General features: G+C 41.7%; 7 protein-coding genes. 5 read left to right on the top strand and 2 right to left on the bottom strand.

Annotated elements, in window-relative coordinates; all coding sequences use genetic code 11:
- The first annotated feature begins 3 nt into the window (after positions 1-3).
- Positions 4-450, top strand: coding sequence for an RNA polymerase sigma factor (locus tag ACTNA4_RS07040; RefSeq protein WP_441025009.1), 447 nt, complete (start codon positions 4-6; stop codon positions 448-450).
- A gap of 27 nt (positions 451-477) precedes the next feature.
- Positions 478-2,433, top strand: a complete 1,956-nt coding sequence (locus ACTNA4_RS07035; protein WP_441029292.1) for a beta-propeller domain-containing protein — start codon at positions 478-480, stop codon at positions 2,431-2,433.
- Positions 2,434-2,864: 431 nt separating this feature from the next.
- Here the strand turns inward: ACTNA4_RS07035 and ACTNA4_RS07030 are convergent, their stop codons facing one another.
- Complete coding sequence (locus ACTNA4_RS07030; protein WP_427805967.1) at positions 2,865-4,274, bottom strand: amidophosphoribosyltransferase; 1,410 nt, start codon at positions 4,272-4,274, stop codon at positions 2,865-2,867.
- Positions 4,275-5,659: 1,385 nt separating this feature from the next.
- On the opposite strand from ACTNA4_RS07030, the gene ACTNA4_RS07025 reads away from it, so the two are divergent.
- The 3 genes from ACTNA4_RS07025 to glgB all read left to right on the top strand — a co-directional run bounded on the left by ACTNA4_RS07025 (position 5,660) and on the right by glgB (position 11,740).
- A complete protein-coding gene (locus ACTNA4_RS07025) occupies positions 5,660-6,577 on the top strand; it encodes a ketopantoate reductase family protein (RefSeq protein ID WP_427805966.1) in 918 nt (305 codons plus the stop codon).
- Between the two features lie 100 nt (positions 6,578-6,677).
- Positions 6,678-9,695, top strand: a complete 3,018-nt coding sequence (locus ACTNA4_RS07020) for a hypothetical protein (protein ID WP_441029290.1) — start codon at positions 6,678-6,680, stop codon at positions 9,693-9,695.
- A 128-nt stretch (positions 9,696-9,823) separates the two neighbouring features.
- On the top strand, positions 9,824-11,740 hold the full coding sequence (glgB, locus tag ACTNA4_RS07015) for a 1,4-alpha-glucan branching protein GlgB (protein ID WP_441029288.1): 1,917 nt from the start codon (positions 9,824-9,826) through the stop codon (positions 11,738-11,740).
- A gap of 271 nt (positions 11,741-12,011) precedes the next feature.
- Here the strand turns inward: glgB and trmB are convergent, their stop codons facing one another.
- Complete coding sequence (gene trmB, locus ACTNA4_RS07010; RefSeq protein ID WP_427805963.1) at positions 12,012-12,668, bottom strand: tRNA (guanosine(46)-N7)-methyltransferase TrmB; 657 nt, start codon at positions 12,666-12,668, stop codon at positions 12,012-12,014.
- Positions 12,669-12,883 lie beyond the last annotated feature (215 nt).

Here is a 12,883-nt window from a genome sequence, read left to right as displayed (position 1 = left end):
GATATGTATCGTTTTGCATTGTGTATGATGAAGAATTCACATGATGCAGAAGATACAGTCAGCGAATCTGTACTTCTGGCATATGAAAACGTACATAAGCTGCGGAAAGAAGAGGCATTTCGCTCGTGGATTTTCCAAATTCTTGCCAATGTATGTAAAAAGAAATTAAAGGCAAAAGAACGTACCGAAGTGCCGATTGAGGAAGAACATGCATCGGAAGATTTTACCGATCAGATAACAGAAGACGTGAGAAAAGCTTTTTTTATACTCTCGGAAGAAGAGCAGTTTATTGTGGCACTTTCCGTTTTTGCCGGATATAACAGTGCAGAAATCGGAAAAATGTATAAACTGAATTCCAGTACGGTGCGATCCAAGAGGAAGAGAGCGCTGGAAAAGATGAGAATCGTATTATGCGGCCCGCCCGACAACAAAGACTGCGTGAAGGCATAAGAATAATAATCGAAGGGAGAAGGCATTATGACAAGACAGGAAAAAGAAATTCTTGATAAAATCAACGATGCGACGAAGGATATAGAAGTTCCGGAAAGCCTGCAGCCGGAGAATATACAAAAACTTTTGGAGAAAAAGAAGGTAAAGAGGTGGAAACGATCTTATACTTATGGACTTGCCGCAGCGAGCGTGGCACTGGTTCTGCTGGCAGGAGCAGTGGTTCATTCCCTGAGTGGATCTGAAAATGGTTTGGGAATCGTTACATCAGGAGAAAGTGCGAGAAAAAACAGTAAAGGAGAATTCCGGATCAATACTGAGATCGCATCGGCGGAAGATTACGATCAAGTGTATGAATATCTGGAGAGTTATAACACAGCTTTAAGAGAAGAAAATGGAAGGTATGATGCTGGTTTCGGTGACGGTGCCGCATGGTATGGTGCGGTCGAGAAATCGAGCAGTACGGACAGTGCAGCCAGTATGGAATCCGACAGGGCGATGCCGGGAGAAGGATACTCCGATACGAATGTGCGGACAGAAGGAGTCGGAGAAGCAGATATTGTCAAGACAGACGGAACCTATCTCTACGCTCTGAAGGACAACGCCATGGAAATAGCGATCGTTGATACCCGGAACGAACAGATGAAAATTGCCGGAACGATAAAAGCGAGAGAAAATACGCAGATCAGTGAGTTCTACGTTGACGGGAATCAGCTTTTTGTACTCGGTAATACTTACGATGTGATAATCGACACAGATGAGACGTTTTACGATACAGAAAAGGCCTATCTGGATACGTATGATATTTCTGATGTAAGCAATCCCAAGCTGAAAGCGAGCCTGGAACAGAGCGGAAGGTATCATAGTTCCAGGTATGTAGATGGCTATCTGTATATCTTCAGTAATTTCTACGCTTACACGGATGGAGGAAAAAATGATAAAGTTGCTTACGTGCCTCAGGTGAATGGAAGCTTTATTGCCGACCAAGATATTTATCTTCCTCCGGCAAAAGCGGCAACCCAGTATCTGGTCGTTTGCTCCGTCAAAGCAGATGATCCGGGAAAAATCGTGGATCAGAAAGCGGTATTGTCCGAATTCAGCGAATGCTATGTGAGCGGAAACAACATCTATGTTTATGAGAATACACGTTCAAGCGTACTTGCAAGGACTGTTTTTGAAAATGTAAATCAGACTATGATCCGAAGAATTTCATACAAAGACGGTGTACTCACCGGCGAGGCTCAGGGCAAAATCAACGGTTACTTGAATGATTCCTTCAGCATCGACGAATATAACGGTAATCTACGTATTGTTGCGACGATTGACGGTGCAACAGAGACAACGAATGCCGTCTATGTTTTAAACAATAAGTTGGAAATCATAGGACAAATTACAGATCTTGCCGAAGGAGAAACCATTTACTCCGCAAGATTCATGGGAGATACCGGATACTTCGTGACCTTCCGCCAGACCGATCCCCTCTTCAGCGTAGACCTCTCCGATCCCGAAAATCCGGAAATCATAGGAACCCTCAAAATCCCGGGATTTTCAGAATACCTGCACTTTTACGGTGACAACCTCCTCCTCGGAATCGGAATGGACGCCGACGAAGAATCCGGAACGACAAACGGCATGAAAATATCCATGTTCGACATCTCCGATCCGAAAGACGTCAAAGAAATACACAAATACACAATGAAAGAGTCCTACTATTCCGACGTCTTCTACGATTACCGCGCAGTCCTCATTGATCACAACAAAAACATGATCGGCTTCTCCGCATACGGCAACCAGGAAATGTACTACATTTTCCAATACGACAAAACCAACGGCTTCAACCTCGAAATGCAAGAAGAAGTCAACGGCAACTCCTGGATGACCGCCCGAGGCATCTACATAAACGACCGCCTCTACATTGTCAAAGGAAACGCCATAGAAAGCTACCAGATCGGAGACTACACCAAAATCGATGACCTGCTGATATAAAATCATCCGGGAGGCGCTCATCAGAGCCGCCCCCGATCACAAACACTCATAAGTCGCTCACCAGAGCCGCCCCCCAAAAATCACAACCTCAAAGTGCGCTCGAAGAGCCGCCACCAAAAAACAAAACCTCCCCCGGTGTGACGCTCGAAGAGTCGTCACACCACACCACCGCCGCGTCAAACCTCAGCCTTCCCCACACAACCCCTACCCCCCAGGGACTAAAGTTGAAAAGCGGGAGCGCAGGAGGGGATGCATTGCGGAAGTTAAGCGGCGGGCCCGGAGAATCGAGACTATCAGAATGTTAAAAAAGACAGGATGCGAGCCACATTTGGCGAACATCCTGCCTTTTTGTTACATTCTGAAGTCCCGAGTCGCAGGGACCAGAGCGTTGGAACAATGCATCCCCTCCTGCGCCCCCCGCGACCACAACCTTATTCCCGACCATCAAAACAATACGTACAAACCTTACAAGCATCCAACCCAATCGATTCGATTAGGTCATCCAGTCTATGATATCTCAGCGAAGTAAAATTCTGAATCCTACAAATCTCATCCAGCATCTTTGCATAGCGGTCACTGTTCGGATCCGCATATTCACTCAGTACATTGACATCATTGTCGCCTTCCCACTCGCGGATAATACGGCGTGTGATCAGATCAAGCTCTGATTTAGAACGTGAGAAATTCAAATATTTACATCCATACAAAAGCGGCGGACACGCCGGACGGACATGTACTTCTTTCGCACCGCTCTGATAAAGGAATTCCGTTGTTTCCCTGAGCTGCGTTCCACGGACGATCGAGTCATCGATCAGAAGTAACTTACGATCTTCGATCAGATCGTGAACCGGAATCAGTTTCATACGCGCGATCAGATCACGCTGTTTTTGATTGGTAGGCATAAAAGAACGCGGCCAAGTTGGGGTATACTTAATAAACGGTCTTGCATATGGAATGCCGGATTCATTTGCATAGCCGATCGCATGTGCAATACCGGAATCCGGAACACCGGCAACGATATCGGGTTCTACTGTTCCGGCATCACGTTTGGCAAGAAGACTTCCGCATTTATAACGCATCTGTTCTACATTTACACCTTCATAAGAAGAGGTCGGATATCCATAGTAAACCCAGAGGAAAGAGCAGATACGCATCTTATCACATGCCGGGCTTACAGTTTCCACACTCTCCGGGGTAATATAAACGATTTCACCGGGGCCTAGTTCCTTGTAATCGGTATAACCAAGATTGATATAAGCAAAACTTTCGAAAGAAACACAATATCCGTCGTCTTTTTTCCCGATTACAACCGGAGTACGTCCGTGAAGATCACGGGCGGCATAGATGCCTTCCGGTGTCATGAGAAGCAGGGTCATAGAGCCATCGACCAGAGACTGGACATAACGGATACCTTCTACATAAGAATCACGCATACTGATTAAGGCTGCAATCAGTTCAGTAGCATTTACCTGCCCGTTCGTCATTTCCTGAAAATGCGCATGCCCTTTTTCGTATACCAGTTTCATAAGCTGATCAGCGTTGTTGATTTTGCCGACAGTCGTAATTGCAAAACTGCCGATATGAGACTGGATCAAAAGCGGCTGTGGCTCAAAATCGGAAATACATCCGATTCCGATATTCCCCTTCATATCGTCTACATCTTTGTCAAATTTTGTTCTGAATGGCGAATTCTCAATATTATGAATTGCACGGTTGAAGCCTTCTTCCCCGTGAGTAGCCATTCCTCCACGTCTTGTCCCCAGGTGAGAATGATAATCTATTCCATAAAACAAATCCAGAGCACATTCAGACTTTGAGGCAACACCAAAAAAACCTCCCATAATTAAGTTCTCCTTTCCTGTTTCAAAAAGACACGTAGGAGTATGTCGAAAATCCTACGAAAACAGTTTAACATGAATTTTACAAAATGAAAAATAAAAAATAGGTGATAACTATAAAAAATACAATAATTGGGAAAAAACATTCTATGATGTTGATAAGCTCTGTGAATTGGAAAACTGTTAAATTTGATAAAAAGTATAAATTGTATGAAAAATAGTGCACAAATAACAAATTATAAATTAACTTAAAAATAATTTCAAAATAGTATTGACAAATATACATTGAGGTGGTATTATTTAATCAATCCAAAAGAAAAGAAGTTCCTGACGAGAAAGGGAATTTCAAAAAAGAATTTTTTACTAATAAATATTTTTTCTTTTACGAATTTATTATACTCGCCAAGAGTATAAAAGAAAATATAAGAGATGAGATTGGAAAAGGATTAAAAGAATAATTAGTATTTGAAGATTTGAAAGTTTTAAGAAAGCGAGTATACATTTTATTTATGAGAGTTTTGTAGGTGGGGTGTATAAAATCTAATTTTTAAAATTGATGATTCATAAATATTAAGAGAAAATTTTAATTTAGCTTCTGATAAAACTTATATTTAATAAAAAACTTACAGTATTCGATGAGTAAAAGAAATTTGTTTTGAAAGTATCAGATATCTTATAAAAATTTTGGACAAAGAGTTGGAAAGGAAGGAGGCTTTGACCGTTGGACAATTCAGAATTTACAACTCAATATGTTAGTGGTATGGCAAATGAAAGTTCCTGTGAGATGAGCCTTTACCATAGATTTTAACCGGCAGAGATAAAAAGAAATGATAAAATATATCGGAGAGATATAGAAGCTGGAATAAAGATTAAAAGATTCAGAATTTGCAGACATATTGAGAAAAATACCACAATAATTTAAAGAGCTATAAGATGTGTAAAGAAACATCAGATAGCAGATATCGATGATTTATAAATAGAAAATGAAAGTAGATATCAGTTATAGACGGAATAATTATCAAATATGAATGATTGAAAAAGGCACCAATAATCATAGATGAAATTATAGATAAGAATAACAAAGGGATATTTATAAAAAAGTAGTTGGAAGTTATAAATCAGGTATGAAAGACGATAGTCCGGAGCTTTAAATTATATAAAATATATAAACATAGGAACAGGAATGAAAGATTGATTCCTCCGATAAAAGAAGATTATAACAACTTAATATAAAAAAACAGCCATTACAAAAAGGTAATGGCTGTTTTTTTATAAATGTTTAAGATTCCTTAGGTTTACTCTATTTTATAGAATGTAGTATAATTACAGTGTTTGAAGTAAAGAGCAGATAGTTTCGGGATAAAGATGGAGGTAAAGAACATAGAAATATGGAAATACAAAGAGTAGCGCTTCTGGGAGCTGGCGCGGTAGGAGCATATTTTATATGGGGACTTTCAGAAAAGATGGGGGATCATTTCTGTGTTATAGCCAGTGACGAACGGAAAGAACGATTGGAAAGAGACGGAATTGTCATAAACGGAAAGAAGTATTCACTGCATGTAAAGGAGCCGGAAGCAGCAAAAGGAGTGGATCTGCTGCTGGTATCATGTAAACAAGATGCGTTGCAGGGGATCCTGGAAGATATTCGGAACATTGTTGATGAACATACCATCGTCATCAGCTTGCTTAATGGGGTGAGCTCTGAAGAAATAATTGGAAAAGTGATAGGTATGGAGCATATGCTGTATGCGGTTATGCGGATTGCATCGGTGAGGGAAGGAAACCGGATCACATTTTCCGAGGAGCATACAGCTGGGGTTTATATTGGAGAGAAAGGGACCAGAGAGCCGACAGAAAGAGTATTGGCTGTGGAACAATTGCTGAAAAGTGCAGGACTTGGCTGCCATGTTATGGAAGATATTGTGCTGGATATGTGGATAAAATATGCAAGCAACATTTCACAGAATCTTCCGCAGGCTATTCTTGGAGTGGGATTCAATGCGTATAAAGACAGTAAAAATGTATATGCGATTGCAGAACGGCTTTGGAAAGAAGTGGCAAATGTAGCTCATGCCAAAGGAATTCCTCTTACAGAGAGATTTGTGCTTTTCCGGGGAGTGAAAGCAGATGCAAGATTTTCTACACTGCAGGATCTGGATGCGGGGCGTCATACAGAAATTGAAATGTTTGCCGGAGAAATGATACGAATGGGCAAAGAATATGGAATAGATGTGCCGTATTGTGAATATACATATTATTTGATTAGAGCGTTGGAAGAAAAAAATGATGGTAAATTTGATTATTAGATATTTTTTGACATTGACTACGCTGTATGTTACACTTAACTGGTAAAAATATATAAACTTACCGAGGAAAAGTAAAAATAATTGTAAGAGGTGAGAAACAGTGGATAAATATGAATATCGCATAAAAACAGAGCAGATGCTCAAATATGCCGAAGAAAAATCCTATAGAAAAGCAATGGAAATTGCGGATACAATTGACTGGCGTAAAGTTAAGAATTCATCCATGCTTTCTACTGTGAGTGAGATATACGAAAATATGGGGGAACTGCAAAAAGCAAAAGAAATTTTGTTTATTGCATATGATAAAGCACCGACAAGCCGCAAGATTGTATATCGTCTTGGACTTTTGTCATTGAAGTCAAATGAGTTAGATGAAGCAATGGACTGCTATGAGGAATTTGTCAAGATGGCTCCAAAGGATCCGAATCAGCATATTTTGAAATATAAGATTCTTAGAGCCCAGAATGCACCGATTACACAGCAGATTGAAGCACTTGAAGATTTCAAGCATGCTGAGTATGTAGAAAAATGGGCTTATGAACTTGCTAAGTTATATCATGAAGCTGGCATGACTGCGGAGTGTCTGGAGGAATGTGATGATCTGATTTTATGGTTCAGTGAAGGCACGTACGTTTATCAGGCAATGGAACTGAAAATGAAGTATAAACCGCTCACACCTTTACAGCAGGAAAAATATGATAGCCGTTTTGCGGGGGAGAAGAAAGAACCTGTAAAAAAGAAACCGATGTTCAAGAAACCGAAGGAACGTCCGGCACCGGATCCAAGGATTGCTCAGAAGATTCGGGAAAATGTACATGTGACGGGAAGCATTGACCTTCCTGATCTTCCTGAGCCGATGGCAGAAATTGTATCACCAGATCTGGAAAGTCTTCCGGATGAGCGTCCGGTACCGCCAAGGCCGAGAACCAAGATCGAGAATACTTCTGAGATTGTGACTACGATCTCCGGCTCTAATTTGGCCGATGTCCTGAAGGCCGGTGTGGCTGTGGCAAGTGGTGTGGATGTTGCTGCACAGCAGCAGAAGCAAGATGATCCTCAGGTGACAGGTCAGATGAAGATTGAAGAGATTCTGGCAAACTGGGAAGTAACCCAGCGCGAAAATGCAAAAATCATTGAAAAAAATGAAGAAGAGAAAAAGCGCAGGAAGGCAGCCAGAAAACAGGAGGAAGAGTCGCTGGGAGATACCAAGACAATCCTGGCGGATGATATCCGGAGATTGATGGAGGAGTTGGAAAATGGAACAGAACCTTCAGAAACGCTGGAAGATGAAGAGAAAGATGGCATCACCGAAGAATATGAGGATGATGACGTTGAGAATATGGGAAATGTTGTAGAATCCTTACAATTGGACGATGATGATGACGAGTACGAAGATGCAGAAGAATACGAAGAAGAGGAGTATGAAGACGCGGAAGAGTACGAGGAAGAAGTAGAAGAGGAAGACGAGTATGAGGACGCGGAAGCATACGAAGAAGAGGAGTATGAGGACGCAGAAGAGTACGAGGAAGAAGTAGAAGAGGAAGACGAGTACGAGGACGCGGAAGAATACGAAGAAGAGGAGTATGAGGACGCAGAAGAGTACGAGGAAGAAGTAGAAGAGGAAGACGAGTACGAGGACGCGGAAGAATACGAAGAAGAGGAGTATGAAGACGCGGAAGAGTACGAGGAAGAAGTAGAAGAGGAAGACGAGTACGAGGACGCGGAAGAATACGAAGAAGAGGAGTATGAAGACGCGGAAGAGTATGAGGATGAAGTAGAGTACGAGGACGACAAGTACGAGGATGCGGAAGAATACGAGGAAGAGGAGTACGAGGACGCAGAAGAGTACGAGGAAGAGGAGTACGAAGACGCAGAAGAGTACGAGGAAGAGGAGTACGAAGACGCGGAAGAATACGAGGAAGAGGAGTATGAAGACGCGGAAGAATACGAGGAAGACGAGTATGAAGATGCGGAAGAGTATGCGGATGAGGAATACGAAGACGACGAGTATGAAGAAGAATACGATGAGCTCGAGGATGAATATCTGGATGAAAAGGATGTCTATGAACTGGATATAGATGCGATACTCGAAGCACAGAAAAAATCAGATTCTGCAGAAGATCCAGAATTTGCGATTAATCCTGATTTTGATATTGAACTGGAATCAGAGACAGATTCAGAGCCGGCTTCGAAGAAAAGACCTCGTTCAAAGCGCCCGGAGCAGAAACAAGAAGTTCTGGAAATTGAAGAACCTTCAGAGGAAGAGATTACTTCCCGTATGAATAAATTTGATACAGGATTTATTGTGCAGGGACGTTATGATCTAAGTGCAACGAGTGAAATTGGTCTGAAAGCCGGTCTTACTGAGGAACAGAAGAAACTGTTTTCTTACTTTGTCCCGATTCGAGGGGTGAGCGAACAGTTGGTAGAAGTTCTGGACAATGACAAGAGATGTAAGAACAGATATGGAACATCCCGCACAGGTAATATTGTTGTTGTAGGTAAAAAGGGCACCGGAAAAACCGTGCTTGCAGTAGACATTGTAAAAGCAATTCAGAAGCAGCGTAAGTTGAAACAGGGTAAAGTAGCGATTATTACCGGTGATTCTCTGAATAAAAAAGAACTTGGCGGAATCATCAGAAAACTGAATGGTGGGGCATTGATTATTGAAAAAGCAGCAAAAATGAATGCCAGAACCGTCAATGAACTGAATGATCTGATGGATGAGCAGACCGGTGAATTGCTGTTTGTTTTGGAAGAGCAGAAAAAACCTTTGGAGAAGCTGTTTGCAGCAAATCCTAATTTCAAAAAGAAGTTTACGTCCAGATTGGAACTTCCGGTGTTTATTAATGATGAACTGGTAACATTTGGACAGACTTATGCAAAGGAAAATGGTTACCGGATCGATGAAATGGGTATCCTTGCACTTTACAGCCGTATTGATATGATGCAGAGAGAAGATCATGCAGTGACTGTGGCGGAAGTGAAAGAGATCATGGATGAAGCGATTGAGCATTCTCAGAAAGCCAATGTGAAGCATCTGATGAAACGTGTATTCGGCAAGAATAAGGACGATTCGGACCGCGTAATTTTGAAAGAAGAGGACTTTAAGCTTTAAATAAGTGCTTTTGCAAAATACAAAGGAAGAAAAAAGAGTTTTGGCATGTGTAAATCAACCAAAACTCTTTCTTTTTTCAACGATTTCTAGTATAATATTCATAATCATTTGAACAAGAAGGCGGGAGGATGGCTGTGAAAGAGAAAACATTAAAAGAATATGAAATAGGCGAACTGGATCAGTATTTATTTGGGCAGGGAACCCATTATGAGATTTATAAGAAATTAGGAGCTCATTTGGTAAATGATGGAAAGAATGACGGTACTTATTTCGCCGTTTGGGCGCCGCATGCAAAATCCGTATCTGTTATAGGAGAGTTTAACAACTGGGATTCTAAAGCGTGTCCGATGGAGCGCAATGACCCACTTGGCATTTATACCGCATTTGTCCCGGAAGCAAAGAAGGGGGATCTATATAAGTTCTGCATTGAGACATTCAGTGGTTCCTTCATTGACAAGGCAGACCCGTTTGCTAACAGTGCAGAGATGCGCCCGGGAACTGCATCCAGAATCACAGATATTTCAAATTTAAAATGGTCGGATGGAAAGTGGATGGAGCACAGAAAGACATGGGATCACCATAAAGAACCCATGGCAATTTATGAGGCGCATATCGGTTCATGGAAGCGCCATCCGGGAGAAGACTATAAAGGATTTTATACATACAGAGAATTCGCCCATGAGGCGGTCAGTTATCTGAAAGAGATGGGGTATACACATATTGAGTTGATGGGAATTGCAGAGTATCCATTTGACGGTTCATGGGGATATCAGGTTACCGGTTATTTCGCACCGACTGCCCGTTATGGAACGCCGGAAGACTTTGCGTATATGATCAATTATTTCCACAAGAATAAGATTGGTGTTATTCTGGACTGGGTACCGGCTCATTTCCCGAGAGATGCCCACGGTCTTGCTGATTTTGACGGAACACCGGTATATGAATACGCGGATCCACGTAAGGGGGAGCATCCGGACTGGGGAACCAAAGTGTTCGACTATGGTAAGAATGAAGTGAAGAATTTCCTGATTTCCAATGCTCTGTTCTGGGTGGAACATTTTCATATTGATGGGCTTCGGGTAGACGCAGTCGCATCCATGCTTTACCTTGATTATGGACGTCAGGATGGGCAATGGGTGGCGAACAAGTATGGCGGCAACCAGAATCTGGAAGCGATTGAGTTCTTCCGTCATATGAATTCCGTTGTACTTAGAAGAAATCCTGGTGTTGTGACGATTGCAGAGGAATCTACAGCCTGGCCGATGGTAACCGGAAAACCGGGAGATGGTGGTCTGGGATTCAGTATGAAGTGGAATATGGGATGGATGCATGATTTTACAGAGTACATGAAACTGGACCCGTATTTTAGAAAAGGCGCTCACAATCTCATGACATTTGCCAGCAGCTATGCGTACAGTGAGAACTACATTCTGGTATTATCGCATGATGAAGTGGTGCATTTGAAGTGCTCTATGCTGAATAAGATGCCGGGACTTGGATTTGATAAGTTTGCAAATCTGAAAGTGGGCTATGCTTTCATGATGGGACATCCCGGAAAGAAGCTGCTTTTCATGGGACAAGAATTTGCGCAGTTACGTGAATGGAGTGAGGCGCGCGAGCTAGACTGGTATCTTCTGAAAGAAGAAGAGCATCAGGCAATTCAGAATTTCTATAAAGATCTTCTGCATCTTTACAGAAAGAATAAGGCGTTATATGAAGAAGACTGTTCACCGGAAGGATTTGAATGGGTGAATGCGGATGACGGATACAGAAGTGTTTATAGTTTTATACGTCATTCGAAAGATAATAAAAAGAATCTACTTTTTGTATGCAATTTTACTCCGATGGAATGGGAAGATTACAGAGTTGGGGTATCGCGTAGAAAGCAGTATAAACTGATCTTGAACAGTGATGAACCTCAGTATGGAGGAAAGGGAGAAGAACGCCCGAAGGTATATAAACCTGAGAAACAAGAATGTGACGGAAGACCATATTCTATACCGTATAAACTGCCGCCATATGGCGCAGCTGTATTTGAGTTCTAAATATAGTAGTAAAATGGAACGAAAGAATCCGACTTGGTACTTTTATAAAGCGCTAAGCCGGATTCTTTTGATTATGGTATGCATTTGGGATTCAGAATATCATGTATTTCCCGAAAAGACTTCCGAAGACATCTCAATTTTCGGTTTATACATGGATTGTCATAAAAGAAGCAGCACATAAAATGCTTTATTTTACATTTTTGTTTCATTTGTGTACGCCTTTTTGTGATCTGTGTTACTTTATATTATGCGTTTTGCGTTCAAAAAATACCTATTGCCGCATGGCAATCAGTTTGTGGATTGGATGTCCCTGTCCGGCAAATTTCTCCTCGTATTCTGTCATAACATTGCCACGGCTGAGAGTTGGATCGTTGTGGAGATCATAGGTTTTTGCGAGAAGAACCCACCCTGCCAGATCGACCTGTTCCAATGAAAAATCAAATAACTCTTTATTATCTGTCTTAAACTCAACAACCCCGTCATAAGCAAGAATCTTATCGTAACGCTCAAAGTACTGACGAGATGTCAGGCGGCGTTTGGCATGTCTGGCCTTTGGCCAAGGATCGGAGAAATTCAGGTAGATCTTATCCACTTCTCCCACGGCAAAGACTTCAGGAAGGTTCTGCGCATCCATACAGATAAAACGGATATTGGAAACATCCTGATATGCTTCATCATGATCGTAACGTTCCAGAGCACGTACCAGGACGCTGGAATAGCGTTCGATGCCGATATAATTAATTTTCGGGTTTTCTTTTGCCAGGGTAAGAAGAAACTGTCCCTTTCCCATGCCAATCTCTATATGAATCGGATTTTCGGGGTGTTCGAAGGTTTCCTTCCAGGTTCCGCGATACCGTGTCTCATTTTTGATTACCAGAGGATGTGCTGTTAAATAGGCATCGGCACCCGGTACGTTTCGTAATCTCATAATTTATTCTCTCCTTATATAGTATAACCTAATTTATTTTACACTATCTGTGTAGAATTTGAAATAGGAAATTAAAGAAAAATAAACGTTCGTACATAGAGGGTAAAAACTGAAAAAAGTATAAATTCGCATGAAAAGATTGACAAAACAGAAATAATGTTATACAACATATAGAACAAGGCGTGGATTGGTTAGAAGAAGAGGGGAGTGGACAT

It is taken from the genome of Bariatricus sp. HCP28S3_A7, assembly GCF_052066375.1.
Classification (GTDB): Bacteria; Bacillota; Clostridia; order Lachnospirales; family Lachnospiraceae; genus Allocoprococcus.
This window is presented reverse-complemented; position numbering and strand designations above follow the sequence as displayed.